This window comes from Agromyces sp. Y575 (assembly GCF_059445445.1).
The window spans coordinates 97,356-115,688 of the sequence record NZ_JCAIUI010000001.1 but is presented as its reverse complement, the minus strand read 5'-3'; the positions used below and the strand labels follow the sequence as shown (position 1 = coordinate 115,688).

The following is an 18,333-nucleotide window of genomic DNA, read 5'->3' as shown; positions in this document are numbered from 1 at the left end:
GCCCCTCGGTCACCGCGTGACGGCGCTCGTCGGAGACGAGACGTCGTACTCGCCGACCACATCGGGCGGAGCGGCGACCATGAGCTTGGCGAGCACCGTCGCCTTCTGCGCGGAATCCTCGGAGCTTCCCCACACGACGGTCGCCCCCGTCGAGAGCTCCAGGCGCACATCGTCGGCCGTCGCGGCCGATGCCCCCACGAGCTGGGCGCGCACCTCGGCCGGCAAGCTCCTGATCACCGCCGAGGCGGCACGGAATCCCTCGCCCGCGACTCCACCCTCCGCGACGATGAGCGGCTGCCCCTCAGGCCGTTCGGCGGGGCGTTCGATGACGACGCCCGCGGCGTCGACGAGTTCGAGTCCCTCGCCGGTGTCGACGACACCCACCGGAACGCGCTCCACGATTCGCACGACGAGGGTTCCGGGCGGGATGGTCTCCGTCGAGTACGTCTCGATGAGGGGGAAGTCCGAGAGCGCAGCGAGCACATCGGCGCTCGCGATCAGCGGTAGCGGGGTGCCGAGGGTGTCTGAGAACGCCGCCTGCACCTCGGCGACAGGGATGCGCGATGCGCCCTCGACGCGCACCTCGCGCAGCGCCATCAACGGCGAGTAGGCGGCAACCGCGACCACCACGACGAGCGCCGCGACGGAGCCGAGCACGACCGACCAGCCGATGCGCCGGCGCCGGGACCGCTTCGTGAAGCGGCGAACCTCGTGGCGCTCGTAGCGGCGCCGTTCCCTCGCGGCGGCCGCGACCGCACGCTTGGCGGCCCGTGCATCCCGTGGCAGCCGGTCGGCTTCTGTTCGGCCATCGGCGGGAGCGTCCGCCTGTGAATCGGGCACTGGTGCGGCAACTCCCTGTCGCGACGATCCCGGCACGATCGAAGACACCGGGGCTGCGGTGACGACATCAATCGGCTCGGTCGAGATATGGTCGGGATCGAACGAGGACGAACTCGGGGCGCTGGCGCGCTTCGTCGCTCCGGCCCGGAAAACCACTGGTTCGGATGCGCCGGCCGATGCCGGCCGGCGGCCCGCGTCGGCAGGATCCGGGGAAGCCGGACGCCTCGAGCGCGGTGCGCGCGCGACCGGCCCGTCGAACCCCTCCGGCCGCTTCACCGTGGCACCACCGTCATCCGCGCTGCTGCTCGAGCGACCCGAGCAGCTGCGGCACGAGACGGTACACGTCACCGCAGCCGAGGGTGATCACGAAGTCGCCGGCACGTGCGATTCCCGCGGTGTAGTCGGCGGCCTCCTGCCAGTCGCGCACGAATGCCACGTGCGAGGGGTCGTCGAAACGCTCGCTCACAAGGGCTCCCGTCACGCCGGGCTCGGGGTCTTCCCTTGCACCGTAGACATCGAGCACGACGGTCTCGTCTGCGTACTGCTCGAGCACCTCCGCGAACTCCTTGGCGAAGATGCGCGTGCGACTGTAGAGGTGCGGCTGGTGCACCGCGATGATGCGCCCCTCCCCCACGACCGTTCGTGCAGCCGATAGCGCGGCTGCGACCTCGGTCGGGTGATGCGCGTAGTCGTCATAGACGCTCACGCCGCCGACCGTGCCGTGCAGTTCGAAACGTCGGCCGGTGCCGGCGAACCGCGCGATGCCGGCGAGGGATGCCCCGGGTTCGAAGCCGAGGCCCACGAGCACCGCGAACGCGCCCGCCGCGTTGATCGCGTTGTGCCGCCCCGGGATGCGGAGCTGGGCGCGATAGTCGGAACCCAGGTAGGAGACGGCGAATGCCACGGGCCCGTCGGTTGCGATGGAGTGCACGCGCACCGTCGCATCCGCCGCCTCGCCGAAGGTGATCACTCGCTCGTGCGTGAGTCTCGAGGCCACCCGTGCCGCGCCGACGTCGTCGGAGGAGATCACGACGAACTCTCGGGCCCGATCGGCGAAATCGACGAAGGCCTGCTCGAACGCCTCGAGCGAACCGTAGTGGTCGAGATGGTCGGGATCGACGTTCGTCACGAGCGCGACCGAGGTGTCGTAGAGCAGGAAGGAGCCGTCGGACTCGTCGGCCTCGACCACGAACAGCTCACCGTCGCCCGACGCGGAAGAGACTCCGAGTTCTTCGATGACGCCGCCGTTGACGAAGCTCGGGTCTTCACCGAGCGCGAGCAGGCCGGTGACGATCATGCCGGTCGAGGTGGTCTTGCCGTGCGCGCCGGCGACCGAGACGAGCCGCTGGCCCGCGATGAGTGCGGCGAGGGCCTGCGAGCGGTGCAGAATCGGCAGACCGCGCTCGAGGGCGAGTTGGTATTCGGGGTTGTCGAGCCAGAGCGCCCCGGTGACGACGACCGTGTCGACGTCGTCGGCGAGGTTCGCCGCGTCATGGCCGATCGCGACCTCTGCACCGAGCGCCCGGAGGGCGGCGATGTTGTCGGAATCGCGAGCGTCGGAGCCCGTGACCCGGTGCCCCGCCCCGAGCATGAGCCGCGCGATGCCGCTCATGCCCGATCCGCCGATGCCGACGAAGTGCACGGCGCCGAGTTCGGCGGGGATCGGGGCTGAGAGGTCGGGCTTGATCGTCACGGTGCGGCTGTTCTTCCTCGGTACGGTCGGAATGCGGTCGGTCGTTCGCGGGTGCGCCCGACAGGCGCTGGATTCGATGGGAGCGGATGCCGCGACATCCGCTCACTCAACGTTACGCGCCTCGCGCGCGGTCGCCGGCTGCCTCGCCGAGCGCCTCGTCGACGAGCGCCACCATGCGGTCGGTGCCGTCACGGAACCCGACGGATGCCGCGGCTGCCGCCATTCCGCGACGGCGCTCGGAATCGGTGAGCAACGGCAGCAGCTGTGCTGCGACCCACTCGGGAACGAAGGCGGCATCGTCGACGAGCACGCCGCCGCCGGCTTCGACGACGCCGGCCGCGTTGAAGCGCTGCTCGCCGTTGCCGACGGGGTACGGCACGAACACAGCCGGGATGCCGAGCGCCGCGAGCTCGCTGACCGTGGCGGCGCCGGCGCGCGAGACGGCGACATCGGCGACCGCGAGAGCGAGGTCCATGCGGTCGGCGTACTCGACCATGCGATAGTCCACGACGCCAGGGTCGGCGACCTCTGCGTTCGCGCCCGTGACGTGCAACACCTGCCAGCCGGCAGCCGTGATCGTGGCCGCCGAGTCGACCATCGTGCGGTTGATGCGGCGCGCGCCCAGCGAACCGCCCGTGGCGAGGAGCACCGGCCGGGACGGGTCGAGACTGAAATGTGCGGCCGCATCATCGCGGAGTGCGGGAGGGTCGAGCGTCTCGATCTCACGACGAAGTGGCATGCCGACGAGGCGGGCGCCGGGCAGCGGGGTGCCCTCGAATGCGACGCCGACGGTTGCGGCGAATCGGGCGCCGAGCCGATTGGCGAGACCGGGCTTCGCGTTGGCCTCGTGGATCGCCACCGGGATGCCGGCCCGGCGTGCGGCCAGGTACGCCGGCGTCGAGACGTAGCCGCCGAACCCCACGACGACTTCGACCCTGCGCTCGTCGATGATGGCGCGGACCGACTCGATCGACGCGCGGAATCGCGCTGGGAAGGCGAGAGCCGCATGGTTCGGGCGCCGCGGGAACGGCACCTTGGGGATGGTCAGCAGTTCGTAACCGCGAGCGGGCACCAGCCGCGCCTCGAGTCCCTCGGCCGTGCCGAGCACGAGCACGGTTGCCGCCGGGTCGCGCTCGCGCAACCGGTCGGCGACCGCGAGCAAGGGGTTCACGTGTCCGGCTGTGCCCCCGCCGGCGAGGAGGTAGACGGTCATCGCGGTGCTCTCGCAGACGCCGCGCGTGTCTTCTTGCGCGACGCGGCCCGAGCGGCGGCACGAGAAGCCGCATCGGGGTCGCGGGCGACCGACAACACGATGCCGATCGCGAAGAGTGTGGTGAGCAGAGCCGTGCCACCCGCCGAGACGAGAGGCAGAGGCACACCGAGAACAGGGAAGACGCCGAGCACGACACCGATATTGACACATGCCTGACCGATGATCCACACGAGCACCGCCGCAGAGACGGCACGGGCGAACGGGGTGCGAGCCCCGCGCAGCACGCGACTGAGTGCGACGGCGAGCAGCACGAACATGGCGATGACGACGATCGCGCCGATCAACCCGAGTTCTTCGCCGATGATGGCGAAGATGAAGTCGTTGTCGGCGGCCGGCAGCCACGACCATTTCGCGGCCGAGTTGCCGAGGCCGACGCCGAAGATGCCGCCGTTGGCGAGGGCGAACGAGCCATGCTGGATCTGCCAGCAATCGCTGACCGCGTCGCCCGAGCCGCCGCTCTCGCAGTTCGCGTCGAGGAACGAGGTGATGCGTCGGAGGCGGCTCTCGCTCGAGATCGCGACGAGCACGAAGATGACACCCGCGGCGAGGATCGGTGGAACCAGCAGCCGCAATCGCACGCCGATGAGGAACAGGGCGCCGAGCAGCATCGCCCCCATGACCATGACGGTGCCGAGGTCGCCGCCGAGCAGCACGAGCCCGATCGCACCGCCGCCGACGAGGATGATCGGCAGGATGCCGTGCACGAGATTTCCGAGCAGCGCCGCCTTCTTCGTGACGATCAGCCCGAGCCACATGACGAGGGCGACTTTGATGAGTTCCGACGGCTGGAACTGCAGGGGCCCCAGCTGGATCCAGTTCGTGTTGCCGCCGACCTTGATGCCGAGCGGCGTCGCCACGACCAGGAGCTGGAGGAAGCACGACACGATGAGCACCGGCCATGCGATCCGCATCCAGAACCGCTCGGGCATGCGGCTCGCGATGAGCATGATCGGAACGCCGAAGACGGCGTAGAGCGCCTGCCGCAACGCTTGGGCGAAGAAGCTCTCGTCTTCGAGATGCGATTGCACGACGGATGCCGAAAGCACCATGACGAGTCCGAAGACGACGAGGAAGAGCGTGGTGCCGAGGAGCAGGAAGTAGTCGGCCGACTCGACGCGGAACACGCGGCCGAGCCGGATGCGGGCGGCGGAGACGCCCGGCCGGTCAGGCTCCTGGGAGCGGTTCGCGCGGGGCGGCGTCGCCATGCGCCTCACCCCCCAGCATCGATCGGACTGCGTCATGGAACCGCCGCCCGCGGTCGCCGTAGTCGGCGAACTGGTCCATCGACGCCGCAGCAGGCGCAAGCAGCACAGTGTCGCCGTCTTCAGCGACCCTCACGGCCAAGGCGACCGCGTCGGGCATCACCGTTTCAGTGTCATCCGTCGCCACTTCGAAGAGCGGCAGCTCGGGGGCGTGTCGGCGGAACGCGGCAACGAGGGATGCGCGATCGACGCCGATCACGATCGCCGCGCGCAACCGCCCCACGTGCGCAGCGACGAGCGAGTCGGCGTCGACGCCCTTCAGCAGACCGCCGACGATCCAGACCACCTTGCCGAAGGCGCGCAACGAGGCTTCGGCCGCGTGCGGGTTCGTCGCCTTCGAGTCATCGACCCAGCGGACGCCACCAGACACCGCGACCGTCTCGATGCGGTGCGCGTCGAGCCGGAATTCGCCGAGCGCGTCGTGAATCACGCCCACCGGCACCCCGAACGAACGCGCGAGCGCTGACGCGGCGAGGATGTTCGCCACGACGTGCGGTGCGGCGAGTCCATGCGGCTCCAGCTCGTCGAGCGTGATGATCTCGAGCGCTGCCGAACGACGATCGTCGAGGAACGCCCGGTCGCAGAGGATGCCGTCGACGACGCCGAAGTCGCTCGGGCCGGGCACGTCGAGTCCGAACCCGATGGCGCGGGCGCCCTCTTCGACCTCGGCCTCTTCGACCATGCGACGGGTCGCTTCGTCGGCGCGGTTGTAGACGCACGCGACCTTCGTGTTCTCGTAGACCGTCGCCTTCGCGGCGCGATACGCCTCGGGTGAGCCGTGCCAGTCGAGATGGTCGTCGGCCACGTTCAGCACGACGCTCGCCCACGGGTGCAGCGCGCCTGGTCCGGTCTTCGGCAGATGATGCAACTGGTAGCTCGAGAGTTCGACGACGAGCACGTCGAAGCCGCCGGGGTCGCGCACGGCATCGAGCACCGGAACCCCGATGTTGCCGCACGGTGCCGCGCGCAGGCCGTTGGCAGCCAAGAATGTCGCCGTCATCTGCACGGTCGTGGTCTTGCCGTTCGTCCCGGTCACGAGGATCCACTCGGCAGCCTCGACCTTGTCGCGCACGCGCCAGGCGAGCTCGATGTCGCCCCACACCGCGACCGACTCGGTCGCGGCCCATGCGAGCACGGGATGATCGGGGGGCAAGCCCGGTGAGGCGACGACGAGTTCGGGTGCGAACTGCACGACCGAGGTCGGCACGGCATCGAGCGGATGCCGCAGCAGCTCCGCCCCGATCACCTCGAGAATGCGGGCACGGTCGTCGTCGACCTCGGGCGCGACAACCATCACCTTCGCGCCGAGCTCGGTGAGCGTGTCGGCGACGGCGAACCCCGTGACACCGAGTCCGAGCACGACGACGCGAAGCCCCGACCAGTCGGCGTTCCAGCTGATCAGCGAATCGAGGCGATCGGGCACGGGAGTTGCGGCATCCGTCATCAGCTCTGCAGCCACTCGAAGTAGAAGGCGCCGACGCCCGCGGCGACGAGGAGGCCACCGATGATCCAGAACCTCACCACGATCGTGACCTCGGCCCAGCCCTTCAGTTCGAAGTGGTGGTGAATCGGGCTCATCAGGAAGATGCGTTTGCCGTGCGTGAGTTTGAAGTACGCGCGCTGCACGATGACCGAGCCCGTCTCGATGACGAAGAGGCCGCCGATGAGCAGGAGGAGCAGTTCGGTGTGGCTGACGATCGCGAGCGCCGCGAGCGCGCCGCCGAGCGCGAGCGAGCCCGTGTCGCCCATGTAGATCTTCGCGGGGTTCGTGTTCCACCAGAGGAATCCGATGAGCCCGCCGACGATCGCCGTCGCCACGATCGCGATGTCGAGCGGGTCGCGCACGTCGTAGCTGCGGTATAGATCGTTCTGATTCAGGTTGACACTGAAGCGCGACTGGTTGAACTGCCAGAATCCGATGATCACGAATGAGCCGATCGCGAGGATCGACGCACCGGTGGCGAGCCCGTCGAGCCCGTCGGTGACGTTGACGGCATTCGATGTGCCGACGGCGAGCAGACAGATCCAGATGACGTACAGCACGATGCCGACGACTGTGCCGAACACCATGAAATCCAGCGGGAGATCGCGGATGAAGGAGATCTTGGTGTTGGCGGGGGTGACGCCCCCCTGCCGACTCGGGAACTGCAGCGCCAGCAGCGCGAAAGTCGCCGCGATGACCACTTGTCCGGCCACCTTCGCCCAGCCGCCGAGTCCGAGACTCTGCTTCTTGCGTGTCTTCAGGAAGTCGTCGACGAAGCCCACCAGGCCGAGGCCGACCATCATCAGCAGCACGAGCAATCCCGAGGCAGTCGGCGGCTCGTCGCTCACGAGCAGGGTCGCGGTGAAATAGCCGAAGAGCGTGCCCAGGATGAAGATGATGCCACCCATGGTGGGCGTGCCCCGCTTGACGTGATGGCTCTTCGGCCCGTCGTCGCGAATGAACTGCCCCCACCCGAGCCGCGTGAACAGCCGGATGAACAGCGGGGTCAGAAACAGCGTGAAGGCGAGCGACAACGCCCCAGCGGTCAGCAGTGCTCTCACGCGAACCATTCTCCCAATCGGTCTTCGAGCAGGCCGATCATCTGCCCAGTCCCGCCGAGTTCCTGCACAGTGCTCACGCGAACCATTCTCCCAGTCGGTCGCCGAGGTGGCGGAGGCCCGCCGCGTTCGACGATTTCACCAATACCGTGTCGCCGGGGCGCACGGAAGCCGTGACGAGGTCGAATGCCTCGTCTGCGGACTCGACGAAGGCGGATTCGCCGTCCCACGAGCCCTCGTTGATCGCCGTGATGTGCAGGCGCCTGGCGCCGGCCCCCACCACGACGAGCTGCGAGATGCCGAGGCGCACGGCCAGCAGGCCGATGCGGTCGTGCTCCTCGCCCGAGAACTCGCCGAGTTCGCTCATCTCGCCGAGCACCGCGATCGTGCGCGAGCCGGGCGCTTTCACCTGTGCGAGCGTCTTGAGTGCGGCCGACATCGAGTCGGGGCTCGCGTTGTAGGCGTCGTTGATGATCGTCACACCGTCGCGGCCGCCCATGACCTGCATGCGCCAGCGTTCGGCGAGCGTCACCTGCTCGAGCGCATCGACGACCGCGGCAAGCGGTACACCGAGTTCGACGGATGCCGCGATCGCCGCGAGTGCGTTCATGACGTGGTGCTCGCCGAGCACCGAGAAGCGCACGCGTGCCGATTCGCCGCCCGGCACCGTGACGATGAACTCGGTACCGCGTGCGTGCGCCTGGATGTCGGTGGCGCGCACGTCGGCGGACTCGCCGAATCCGAACCAGACGACGCGCGCCGCCGTCAGATCCGCCATGGGCACCACCCGCGGGTCATCGGCGTTCAGCACCGCGACATCCGTCTCGAGGAGGTCGGTGACCATCTCGGACTTCGCGCGCACGGTCTGTTCGATGCCGCCGAACTCGCCGGCGTGTGCGAGGCCCACCTTCAGCACGATGCCGACGTCGGGGCGGGCCATGCGCACGAGCCGGGCGATCTCGCCGACCGCCGATGCCCCCATCTCGGCAACGAGGAACTCGGTTTCAGAGGTGAGTTCGAGCATCGTGATCGGAGCACCGACCTCGTTGTTGAACGACGCCCGTGCGGCGACGGTCGGGCCGACCTGCTCGAGCACGGTGCGCAGCAGGTTCTTCGTGGTCGTCTTGCCGTTCGAGCCGGTCACGCCGACGATGCGGAGACGGCCAAGCTCGCGGACCCTGCGCACGACCTCGGTCGCGAGTGACCCGAGGGCGTCGACCGAATCGGTGACGACGATCTGAGGCACCGGCAGCTCGAGCGCGTGCTCGACGATGAGCAGGGCGGCGCCCTGTTCCGCCGCGGCGGGCGCGAAACGGTGGCCGTCATCGAACTCGCCGCGCTTGGCGACGAAGACTCCCCCGACTCCGATCTCACGCGAGTCGGTCGTGACCGTGCCGTCGATGATCGTCTCGGGAGCGGCGGTCGTGCCGTCGAGCCGGAGCACGCCGCCGACGGCCGAGGCGATCTCGGCCAAGGTCAGGGCGATCATTCCAGCCACCCCGCGTCGCGCAGCGCCCGCTTGGAGTCTTCTCTCGCCGAATACGGGATCTTCACACCCTTCACCTCGTGATAGTCCTCGTGCCCCGGGCCCGCATAGAGGATCGCGTCTCCTTCGCCTGCAAGGGCGAGCGCGGCACGGAAGGCCGCCTGCGGGTCGGCGATCTCGTGGATCTCCCGCTCGGGCACGGCCGTGCGAGCGCCGGCGATGAGCGCGGCGCGGATGGCCGCCGGATCTTCGAACCGCGGGTGGAAGTCGGTCACGACGAGTACGTCGGCGCCACGGGCGGCGATCGCGCCCATCTCGGCGCGCTTCGTCGTATCGCGGTCGCCGTCGGCGCCGAAGACCATGACGATGCGCCCGGCGGTGCTGCGCCGGATGGCGCCGAGCGTCTGCAGGAACGCGTCGGGGCTGTGGCCGTAGTCGATGTAGACGACGGGGCCCCGGTCGCCCGAGATTCGCTCCGCGCGGCCGGGGATGTAAGCGTCGACGCCGCCATCGCGTTCGAGCGCCACCGCGATCAGGTCGAGATCGTAGCCGGCTTCGGCGAGCATGACGATTGCGAGTGCCGCGTTGGCCGCCATGTACCACCCGAGCAGTGGAACCTGCGTCTCGAGCCGGCGTCCGCCGGGACCTTCGAGCTGGAACGAGGTGTGGTCGGCGCCTTCTTCGAGCACGGTGATGCGCCAATCGGCGTCGACTCCATCGACGGCCGTGAGCGTCGTCACCGGAATGCGCGACTCTGCGACGAGGCGACGACCCCACTCCGAATCAATCGTGACCACGCCGCGACGCGCACGCTCGGGCTGGAACAGCTCGCGCTTCGCCTCGAAGTACTCGTCCATCGACGAGTAGTCGTCGAGGTGGTCGTGGGTGAGGTTCGTGAAGCCGACGACGTCGAAGACGAGACCGTCGACGCGATGGCGTGAAAGCGCCTGTGCGGAGACCTCGACGCCGACGGCTCTCACCTCGACCTCGCGCATGCGGGCGAGCAGGGCGTGCAGTTCGCTCGCCTCGGGAGTGGTGAGCGAACTCGTGACGGCCTCATCGCCGATGCGGCGTTCGGCGGTCGAGGTGAGCCCGGCCGTGACACCGAGCTGGCGCAGGATGCCGTAGAGCAGGTAGACGACGCTCGTCTTGCCGTTCGTACCGGTCACGGCGAAGAGAGTCGCGGGGTTCTCGGCGGTGCGGTGAATCCACGCGGCGACGTCGCCGAGCGCGGCGCGCGCTTCGGCCGTGACGAGGATTGGCAGGCCTGCGTCGGACGCGAGCTCGGCGCCGGCGGCGTCGGTGAGCAGCGCGACCGCGCCCGCGTCGCGCGCTGCAGCCGCGAACTCGGCGCCGTGCGCGTTGCGCCCGGGAACGCCGACGTACAGGTCGCCGGGTTGTACGGCCTTCGATGACAGGTCGACGCCGGTCACCTCGATTCCACTGATGTCGCCGAGCACGGCGAACCCGAACGCTTCGGCGAGGCCGGAGAGCGATCGAGCGCTCGGGTGCTTCGGCCGGAGGGCCGTGAGAGGCGATCCGGTCACGAACCCAACTTTCTCACCAGGTAGCTGGCAGCTCGGGCGCCGGGGCGCCGGATGGAACGGTCCGGTACTTCTTCAGCACCTGGCTCATCACCTCTTGGAAGACGGGAGCGGATGCGGCGGACGAATTCATCTTAACGGCATTCATGTAGCTCACCGAAACGACGAACTGGGGGTCATCAGCGGGCGCGAAGCCCGACACGGAGACGAGATACTCCTTGAGGTAACCGCCGTTGCCGTCAGGCACCTGGGCCGTTCCGGTCTTCGCCGCGACGCGGTAGCCGGGGATGTTCCATTCGTCGGAGAGCCAGGCATCCTGGTACACGCGCTCGAGCATCTGGCTCGTCTGCCCTGCGGCCTCTGGGGAGATGACTTGGGTGCCCTGCGACGGCGGTGTGGTTGCGGTGCCGTCATCGCTGACGCAGCCGTCGACGAGGCTGACCGGCATGCGCACTCCGCCGTTGGCGATGGTCTGGTAGGCGCTCGCGATCTGCACGGCGGTCGTTGTGAGGCCCTGACCGAACATCGTGGCGTACTTCGTCTGGTTGTCCCAGTCCTCATCGGGGTCGCCGTGCAGATCGCCGGGCTCCTCGGCCGGGAAGCCGACCTCGGTCTCGGCCCCGAGACCGAACTTGAGCATGTCGTCGTAGCGCGCTCGGTCGGTCATCAACTCGCCGAACTTCGACATGCCGGTGTTCGACGACTCGATGAGCACACCGGTGAGCGTGAGCTGCTGGTCGTCGTGACGGGCGCTGTCGTTGATGTCGGCTCCGTTCGAGGGCTTGTATCGGTACGGCGCGACGACCTGGCTGAGCGGGTCGGCTTTGCCCGCATTGATGACGGATGCCGCGGTGAGAGCTTTGAACGTCGAGCCCGGCTCGAACGGCGCGGTGAACGACCGCGATCCGCGATCGTCCTTGTCGGTGGCGGCGGGGTCGTTCGGGTCGACGGTCGGCACGTCGGCCACCGCGAGGAGTCGACCAGTCTTGACTTCCATGACGGTGACCATCGCCCACGAGGCGCCGACGGCCTGGCGTTGCGCCTGGGCGATGCGCTGTACTTCCCACTGCAGGTCGGTGTCGATCGTGAGCTTCAGCGTGCCGCCGTTGCGTGCCTGCTTGTGCACGGTCTCGGTGCCGGGGATCTTCACCCAGTCCTGCAGGCTGTGCAGCCAGCTGACCTTGCCGTTCTCGCTCGCGAGACACTCGTTCTCAGAGAGCTCGAGTCCGGCCGCCGGCTCGCCGTCGGTGCCGACCCAGCCGAGGAGGTTGCCAGCGACGGCGCCGTTGGGGTAACGGCGGCTGGGGTGCTCGTCAGCGTAGACCCACGGGATCTCGAGTGCTTTTACCCGCTCGTAGGTCTCGGTGTCGACGAGCTTGGCGACGTACGCGTAGTCGGCGTTCGCGTTCTCGGCGAGCTCTGATGTGATGATGCCCTGCACCTGGTCGCCGGTCAGGCCGACTTCGGCGCCGAGTTCGGCAGCGAGGTCGGCCATTGGCACCTCGACGTCCTTGAGCTCGCCTGGCTTGTCGGGGTCGGGCACTTCGCGCTCGACGACCGCCTTCGACGCCTGCTTCGGCGAGAGCACGATGTCGTACCGCATCACGCTGTCGGCGAGCACCTTGCCGTTGGCGTCGACGATGTCGCCTCGCGCCCCATGGACCGTGACCGGTTGGGAGCGCGCGTCCTGGGCCTGCTCATTGAGTTCCGACGCCCGCACGACCTGGATGTCGACGAGGCGCACGACGAAGACGCCGACCACTGCGACGAGCACGGCCGCGGAGAAGAGGATCCGCCGCATCGGGTGACGGCTGGTGCGGTTCATCGAGCCTTCCCAATGGTCGTACGGTCAGTGCGTGGCGGGAGTCGGCAGACCCCCGTCGGCGGGCGGTGCTGCCGGTGCGCCAGCAGGTACGTCGGCCGCCGCATCGCCGGGAACTCCCCCGGTCGGAGTCTCTCCTGACGGCTGCTCGGCGCCAGGCGGCACGCCGTCGATCAATGCATTCGGGACGAGCGGCGCGGATGCACCCGCGCCGCCCGATGCTGCGGTGGGCTGGCCGAGCACCGCACCATCGGAAAGTCGGAGGTACACGGGGCTCGAGTTCGGCACCATGCCGAGCCCCTCGGCCTTCGTCGCGAGGAACTGGGGAGACTCGACGCGGTCGAGGTCTTCTGCGAGCGTTGCCTCTTCGCGGGCGAGCGCCGCTTGGCGCGTCTGCAGCGCGTCGATGTCGTATGCCCCTTGAGTGACGGCGATCGAGAGCAACAGCTGGGCGACGATGATGGCGGCGACTCCCCCGAGGGCGATGACGGCGTAGGCGAGTCTCGGCTTCGCGCGAACGGCACGGACAGCGCGTTCGGGCGCCGGTCGAAGACGCCGCGGTGCGCGGTCGGGGGTGCCCCGGCGCGGCACGGGGAGGGACTGGATGGGCACAGCACTCATGACGGCCTCCGCACTCGTTCGGCTGCGCGCAGTCGCACCGGCTTCGCACGCGGGTTCTCCGCCTGCTCAGCCTCGCTCGCGAGCTCGGCGCCCCGCACGAGGAGTTTGAACACGGGGCGGTGTTCGGGCAGCTCCATCGGCAGTCCGGCAGGGGCAGTGGAACTCGATGCGGCGCTGAGCGCGCGCTTGACGATGCGGTCCTCGAGCGATTGATAGGCCAGCACGACGATGCGACCGCCGACGGCGATCGTCTCGAGTGCTGCGGGCATGGCCTGCTCGAGCACCGACAATTCTTCGTTGACCTCGATGCGAAGTGCCTGGAAGACGCGCTTGGCGGGGTGCCCCTGACGCTGCACGGCGACCGGGGTCGCGGCCTGGATGACGGCGACGAGCTCGGATGAACGGGTGATCGGAGCATCCGCTCGTGCCTTGACGATGGCTCGTGCATATCGCGCAGCGAGCTTCTCTTCGCCGTAGTCGAGGAAGATGCGGCGCAGTTCCTCTTCACTCTCTTCAGCGATGACGTCGGCGGCGGTGCGACCACTCGTGAAGTCCATGCGCATGTCGAGCGGGGCGTCTTTCGAATACGCGAAGCCGCGCTCGGCCCGGTCGAGCTGGAGCGAGGAGACGCCGAGGTCGAAGAGCACGCCCTGCACTTCGCGGAACCCCTCCGACCGCACAGCGCGCTCGATGCCGTCGTAGACCGTGTGCACGAATCGAGCGCGGTCGCCGAACTTCGCGAGTCGTTCGCGTGCAATGGCGAGTGCATCGGTGTCGCGGTCGAGGCCGATGACGGTGAGCTTCGGGAACCGCTCGAGAAGCGCGGCCGCGTGACCGCCCATGCCGAGCGTCGCGTCGACGAGCACGGCGCCGTCGCCCTCGATGGCAGGGGCCAGGAGCTCGAGCGTGCGCTCGAGCATGACCGGGGTGTGAATGCGTTCGATGTCCATGATCTGCCTTGCCTTCCAGGCCTCGGGTTCCGATCCCCATCCGTTCGTCCTGATGCGGGGAAGTGCACCAGGCGCGGCCGGCTGGGAGTCGGAGCCCGAGGTTCAGAAGAGTCCGGGGATCACCTCCTCCGCCGTGTCCGCGAAGGCCGCCTCTTGCTCGGCGAGGTAGGTCGCCCATGCCGTCGCGTCCCAGATCTCCACCCGGCTGCCCGTACCGATGACCGTGAGGTCGCGGTCGAGGCCCGCGTACGCACGAAGCGTTGCGGGGATGGTGACGCGATGCTGCTTGTCAGGGGTCTCCGCAGAAGCCCCCGAGAGGAAGACGCGCATGTAATCGCGCGCCTGCTTGCTCGTTACCGGGGCTTGGCGGATCTTGTCGCTCATGCTCTCGAACTCCCGTGCGCTGAACACGTAGATGCAGTGCTCTTGCCCGCGCGTGAGCACGAGGCCGCTCGAAAGCTCCTCCCGGAACTTCGCCGGAAGAATGACACGGCCTTTCTCATCAAGCTTTGGTTCATAGCTACCGAGGAACACCACATCACCCCCTTTCCTCCGGCCAGAATCCAGGTGACCCCACTTTACTCCACTCTCATCCACCAATCAACGACATTCGCTCGTTTTCCTCGTCAACCGCCTGTGAGTTTCCCGGCAACAGTGGGAAAGCCTGGCGTGGAGTGGAGTGGAGGGAGTTGCGCCGCGCCCGGCAGGGAACGGGCGTGATCGGCGACGATCGGCGACGGATGGCTCCGGCCGGGCGGTCCGATCGAACGATCTCGACGCCCGGCGCACGAAAAACGGGCCGATCCGAAGATCGACCCGTTCAGGTGGTGGAGAGTGGAGGGATCAGTCGCGGCCCTCCTGGCGGCGATCCCAACGATCGTTCATGCGGTCCATGAAGCCGCCGCCCGAGCGGCGGCTACCCTGGGCCGCGGCGGCGGGCTCGGCAGGTGCGGCCGTGGCAGCGCCCCGCTTCGACGGCGTGATAGCGACGAGCACACCCGCGAACATCAGGGCGAACCCGATGACGCCGACGATGAGCAGTTGCGATGCCACCCCCGCAATGAGTGCGCCGGCACCGGCGACGGCGAGAAGTACACCGAGCACGATCGCCCGGTAGTTCGGTCGGCGACCTCGAACGCCGCCGACTGCTTGCACGAAGTCGGCGTCATTGCGATAGAGGTTCCGCTCCATCTCTTCGAGAAGACGTTGTTCCTGCTCTGAAAGCGGCATCTCACTCCCCTCAGGCTTCGGGATCGGCGCATCCGAGTTCATTCTAGCCCTGCCCCGCCTCGCTAGGCTAGGCAGGTGGCTCACGGTTCCCGACTGATCGATTTGGTGCACGAACGCATCGAGGATTTCCTCGCCGAACGCACCTCCATTCTCCGCTCGATCAGCCCCGACCTCGAGCCGCTCGATGAGTTCTCAAGGCGCTTTCTCAGCGGAGGCAAACGTTTCCGGGCATTGTTCTGCTACTGGGGCTGGGAAGCCGTCGGAGCACACGGGTTCGACCCGTTCGCCGCCGACAACGGGCGCGACCGGTTCTCCATCGTCTCCGCGGCGTCCGCGCTCGAGGTGTTCCACGCCGCCGCCCTGCTGCACGATGACATCATCGACAACTCCGATACGCGGCGCGGTGCTCCGTCGGCCCATCGGCTCTTCGAGCAATTGCACACGGATTCCCGCTGGGCAGGCAGCTCCCCCGACTTCGGCCGTGCCGCGGCGATCCTGCTCGGCGACCTACTGCTCGGGTGGAGCGACGAGCTCCTCGACGAGGGCCTCTCGCCGCTGCCCGATCGCGAAGCCGCCCGCGCCGCGCGCGGCGAGTTCATGCGCATGCGCACAGAGGTGACGGCCGGTCAGTATCTCGACATCCTCGAAGAACGCGCCTGGCTCGCCCAGCCCGAATCGGAACAGCGGCTCCGCGCCGAGCGCGTCATCATCTACAAGTCGGCCAAGTACAGCGTCGAGGCGCCCCTCGTGATCGGCGGTGCGATCGCCGGAGCCACGAGCGCCCAACTCGGCGCCCTTCGAGCGTTCGGCCTGCCGCTCGGCATCGCCTATCAGCTGCGCGACGACCTGCTGGGCGTCTTCGGCGACCCGGAGGTCACCGGCAAGCCGAGCGGCGACGACCTGCGCGAAGGCAAGCGGACCATCCTCATCGCCATCGCCCGCGAACGACTCGCACCCGGCCAGCGCCGACTGCTCGACGAACTCCTCGGCGACCCCGACCTCGCGCCCGAACAGGTGCGGATGCTGCAGCGCACGATCCGTGAGTGCGGCGCGGTCGACGAGGTCGAAGCGCTCATCACCACGAATGTCGCGAAGGCGATGGCGGCGCTCGAGGACGCACCGCTCAGCCGCGATGCCCGAGCCGAGCTCGGTTCACTCGCCAAGACGGTCACCCGTCGGGCGAGCTGAATCACCGAGCCCGCGAGCGCCGCGAGGCGCCGGGACGGCTTCGGATCAGGCGAGGGCTTGCGCGATGCGTCGTACCTCGGCCTTTCGGCCCGCCCTGAGGGCGGCGATCGGCGAGGTGCCGAGACTGTCTTCTTCGGCGAGCATCCACTCGAGTGCTTCGGTGTCGGTGAAGCCCGCGTCGGCGAGCACGTTCGCCGTACCGTGCAGTTCGGGCAGGGGCGCATCGTCTCGGAGGAACGCCGAGGGCACCTTCAGGACACCGTCGACCCGCGTGGCAAGCAGATGCCTGTCATCGATGAGTCGGCGGATGCGACTCGGGCTCTGCCCGAGCATCTCGACGAGGTCAGGAACAGTCAGCCAGTCGGTCTCGGCAGCAGCATCGGTCACGGATCAAGACTGCCATGACCTGGGCCCACTCCGGAACCCGGACTTGAGCGAGAGCGGCCGCAGGGCGCCGCGGCACGGCTTCACCGGACTCGCGCGGAGGTGTTTGACTCGTCCGAGGGGCTATGCGACGGTTGCCGCGGGGGCCGGGAGCAGCGCGCCGGCGAAGGGGGAACGATGTCGTACGAAGCCGAGACCGAACCTGAACCCGACCCGACGGCTCGTTCGCGACGGGCGGAGTTCGACATGCCACGCCGCCGTCGAGGCATCCGTCGACTGATCACGCTGCCGCTCGCGGTCGCCTCGACGATCGCCGTCACGCTCGGCATCGCACAGCCCGCCGAGGCAGTGCCTCAATCGGCGAAACGGCTGCTGAAGGCGAAGGCTGCGAGTGCATCGACCACCCCGCCCGCGTCGAGTGAGGCATCGGCCGCCACCGTGCCCGGCGAAGTGACCGTCGGCGACGGCGACACTGTGAGCGGCATCGCCGAACGATACGGCGTTGCCACCGCCGACATCCTGGCGTTGAACGGACTCGGTTGGTCGAGCCTGATCTTCCCGGGCCAGCGACTCGCCCTGCCCGGCGACAGCGCGGCGTCGGCACCCGCTCCTGCGCCCGCACCTGTCGCCACCGAACTCTCCCGCCACACTGTCGCCGCAGGCGACACGCTGAGCGGAATCGCCGCGGCCTACGGGCTCTCGCTCGACCAGGTGCTCAGCGTCAATGGGCTCAGCCGGCAGAGCCTGATCTTCCCCGGTCAGTCGATCGTGCTGCCTCCCGGGGCCGGCGAAGCGGATGCGCCGGCCCCGGCTGCACCGGCACCCGCACCGCAGCCGCCCGCCGACCCGGTCACCGCCGACACCCATGTCGTCGTGGATGGCGACACGCTCTGGGATATCGCGGCGCGCCACGATATCGGCGTGCAGGAACTCATCGCGGCCAACGGACTCGATGCTTCCGGGGTCATCCGCGCAGGGCAGGTACTGCGCATCGCCCGGCCCGTCGCCATTGTGGCCGTCGCGTCGGTGAGTGTCGCCCTCACCGACGAGATGCGCGCCAACGCTCGAATCGTCATCGACGTCGGCCGCGCACTCGGCGTTTCCGACCAGGGCATCGTCATCGCCCTCGCCTCGGCCGCACAGGAATCAGGACTGAAGAACTCGAGCCACGGCGACGCCGACTCGCTCGGGCTCTTCCAGCAACGTCCGAGTCAAGGCTGGGGCACCGTCGAGGAGGTACTCGACCCGGTTCGGGCGTCGACGGCGTTCTATGGGGGCGCCGCGAACCCGAATCCCGGGCGCACCCGGGGGCTCCTCGACATCGTGGGCTGGGAGGCGCTGACCGTCACGCAGGCCGCGCAAGCCGTGCAGTTGAGCGCACACCCCGACCACTACGCGAAGTGGGAGGCGTCGGCGAGGGCCTGGCTCTCCGAGCTCGGCTGATCGGTGGTCCCGCTCATCACGATGGGATTGCGATCGGCGCGCCGTCGGCGTTTGCG

General features: G+C 68.6%; 16 protein-coding genes. 2 read left to right on the top strand and 14 right to left on the bottom strand.

Features of this window, described 5'->3' with window-relative positions; all coding sequences use genetic code 11:
* Positions 1 to 9 precede the first annotated feature (9 nt).
* The 13 genes from AC1C2U_RS00600 to AC1C2U_RS00540 all read right to left on the bottom strand — a co-directional run bounded on the left by AC1C2U_RS00600 (position 10) and on the right by AC1C2U_RS00540 (position 15,262).
* On the bottom strand, positions 10 to 840 hold the full coding sequence (locus AC1C2U_RS00600; protein ID WP_495359784.1) for a cell division protein FtsQ/DivIB: 831 nt from the start codon (positions 838 to 840) through the stop codon (positions 10 to 12).
* A 289-nt stretch (positions 841 to 1,129) separates the two neighbouring features.
* Positions 1,130 to 2,533 (bottom strand): UDP-N-acetylmuramate--L-alanine ligase, encoded by a 1,404-nt coding sequence (gene murC, locus AC1C2U_RS00595; RefSeq protein ID WP_495359783.1) that lies wholly within the window; start codon positions 2,531 to 2,533, stop codon positions 1,130 to 1,132.
* Positions 2,534 to 2,645: 112 nt separating this feature from the next.
* Positions 2,646 to 3,746 carry an undecaprenyldiphospho-muramoylpentapeptide beta-N-acetylglucosaminyltransferase gene (gene murG, locus AC1C2U_RS00590; protein WP_495359782.1) on the bottom strand — a complete coding sequence of 367 codons (1,101 nt, stop codon included), beginning with the start codon at positions 3,744 to 3,746 and terminating at the stop codon, positions 2,646 to 2,648.
* Complete coding sequence (gene ftsW, locus AC1C2U_RS00585) at positions 3,743 to 5,011, bottom strand: putative lipid II flippase FtsW (RefSeq protein ID WP_495359781.1); 1,269 nt, start codon at positions 5,009 to 5,011, stop codon at positions 3,743 to 3,745. Before ftsW ends, murG begins: the two co-directional genes overlap by 4 nt.
* Positions 4,971 to 6,512, bottom strand: a complete 1,542-nt coding sequence (gene murD / locus AC1C2U_RS00580) for a UDP-N-acetylmuramoyl-L-alanine--D-glutamate ligase (protein WP_495360816.1) — start codon at positions 6,510 to 6,512, stop codon at positions 4,971 to 4,973. The genes ftsW and murD overlap by 41 nt, the downstream gene beginning before the upstream one ends.
* Positions 6,512 to 7,612, bottom strand: a complete 1,101-nt coding sequence (mraY, locus tag AC1C2U_RS00575) for a phospho-N-acetylmuramoyl-pentapeptide-transferase (RefSeq protein ID WP_495359780.1) — start codon at positions 7,610 to 7,612, stop codon at positions 6,512 to 6,514. Before mraY ends, murD begins: the two co-directional genes overlap by 1 nt.
* Before the next feature lie 73 nt (positions 7,613 to 7,685).
* On the bottom strand, positions 7,686 to 9,098 hold the full coding sequence (locus AC1C2U_RS00570) for a UDP-N-acetylmuramoyl-tripeptide--D-alanyl-D-alanine ligase (RefSeq protein WP_495359779.1): 1,413 nt from the start codon (positions 9,096 to 9,098) through the stop codon (positions 7,686 to 7,688).
* Positions 9,095 to 10,642: a Mur ligase family protein gene (locus AC1C2U_RS00565; RefSeq protein WP_495359778.1), complete on the bottom strand. Its 1,548-nt coding sequence runs from the start codon at positions 10,640 to 10,642 to the stop codon at positions 9,095 to 9,097. Before AC1C2U_RS00565 ends, AC1C2U_RS00570 begins: the two co-directional genes overlap by 4 nt.
* Positions 10,643 to 10,655: 13 nt before the next feature.
* A complete protein-coding gene (locus tag AC1C2U_RS00560) occupies positions 10,656 to 12,464 on the bottom strand; it encodes a peptidoglycan D,D-transpeptidase FtsI family protein (protein WP_495359777.1) in 1,809 nt (602 codons plus the stop codon).
* Positions 12,465 to 12,488: 24 nt separating this feature from the next.
* A complete protein-coding gene (gene ftsL / locus AC1C2U_RS00555; RefSeq protein WP_495359776.1) occupies positions 12,489 to 13,082 on the bottom strand; it encodes a cell division protein FtsL in 594 nt (197 codons plus the stop codon).
* On the bottom strand, positions 13,079 to 14,032 hold the full coding sequence (gene rsmH / locus AC1C2U_RS00550; RefSeq protein ID WP_495359775.1) for a 16S rRNA (cytosine(1402)-N(4))-methyltransferase RsmH: 954 nt from the start codon (positions 14,030 to 14,032) through the stop codon (positions 13,079 to 13,081). Before rsmH ends, ftsL begins: the two co-directional genes overlap by 4 nt.
* A gap of 102 nt (positions 14,033 to 14,134) precedes the next feature.
* The gene (gene mraZ, locus AC1C2U_RS00545) at positions 14,135 to 14,566 is read right to left on the bottom strand and encodes a division/cell wall cluster transcriptional repressor MraZ (protein ID WP_115958231.1); all 432 of its coding nucleotides are present in this window, start codon (positions 14,564 to 14,566) and stop codon (positions 14,135 to 14,137) included.
* 309 nt (positions 14,567 to 14,875) lie between these two features.
* Positions 14,876 to 15,262: an SCO2097 family morphological protein gene (locus tag AC1C2U_RS00540; RefSeq protein WP_495359774.1), complete on the bottom strand. Its 387-nt coding sequence runs from the start codon at positions 15,260 to 15,262 to the stop codon at positions 14,876 to 14,878.
* A 75-nt stretch (positions 15,263 to 15,337) separates the two neighbouring features.
* Here AC1C2U_RS00540 and AC1C2U_RS00535 point away from each other — a divergent pair, with 75 nt between their 5' ends.
* Positions 15,338 to 16,450, top strand: coding sequence for a polyprenyl synthetase family protein (locus AC1C2U_RS00535; RefSeq protein ID WP_495359773.1), 1,113 nt, complete (start codon positions 15,338 to 15,340; stop codon positions 16,448 to 16,450).
* Positions 16,451 to 16,495: 45 nt separating this feature from the next.
* Here AC1C2U_RS00535 and AC1C2U_RS00530 read toward each other — a convergent pair whose 3' ends face one another.
* Positions 16,496 to 16,837 (bottom strand): Rv2175c family DNA-binding protein, encoded by a 342-nt coding sequence (locus tag AC1C2U_RS00530; RefSeq protein ID WP_495359772.1) that lies wholly within the window; start codon positions 16,835 to 16,837, stop codon positions 16,496 to 16,498.
* 174 nt (positions 16,838 to 17,011) lie between these two features.
* On the opposite strand from AC1C2U_RS00530, the gene AC1C2U_RS00525 reads away from it, so the two are divergent.
* Positions 17,012 to 18,277, top strand: a complete 1,266-nt coding sequence (locus AC1C2U_RS00525; RefSeq protein ID WP_495359771.1) for a LysM peptidoglycan-binding domain-containing protein — start codon at positions 17,012 to 17,014, stop codon at positions 18,275 to 18,277.
* Positions 18,278 to 18,333: the final 56 nt, after the last annotated feature.

Excerpts from the sequence above, each read along its gene's own strand:
- murG (WP_495359782.1), bottom strand. The coding sequence starts at position 3,746 with ATGACCGTCTACCTCCTCGCCGGCGGGGGCACAGCCGGACACGTGAAC.
- ftsW (WP_495359781.1), bottom strand. The coding sequence starts at position 5,011 with ATGGCGACGCCGCCCCGCGCGAACCGCTCCCAGGAGCCTGACCGGCCG.
- murD (WP_495360816.1), bottom strand. The coding sequence starts at position 6,512 with ATGACGGATGCCGCAACTCCCGTGCCCGATCGCCTCGATTCGCTGATC.
- AC1C2U_RS00570 (WP_495359779.1), bottom strand. The coding sequence starts at position 9,098 with ATGATCGCCCTGACCTTGGCCGAGATCGCCTCGGCCGTCGGCGGCGTG.
- AC1C2U_RS00560 (WP_495359777.1), bottom strand. The coding sequence starts at position 12,464 with ATGAACCGCACCAGCCGTCACCCGATGCGGCGGATCCTCTTCTCCGCG.
- ftsL (WP_495359776.1), bottom strand. The coding sequence starts at position 13,082 with ATGAGTGCTGTGCCCATCCAGTCCCTCCCCGTGCCGCGCCGGGGCACC.
- rsmH (WP_495359775.1), bottom strand. The coding sequence starts at position 14,032 with ATGGACATCGAACGCATTCACACCCCGGTCATGCTCGAGCGCACGCTC.
- AC1C2U_RS00540 (WP_495359774.1), bottom strand. The coding sequence starts at position 15,262 with ATGCCGCTTTCAGAGCAGGAACAACGTCTTCTCGAAGAGATGGAGCGG.
- AC1C2U_RS00525 (WP_495359771.1), top strand. The coding sequence starts at position 17,012 with ATGTCGTACGAAGCCGAGACCGAACCTGAACCCGACCCGACGGCTCGT.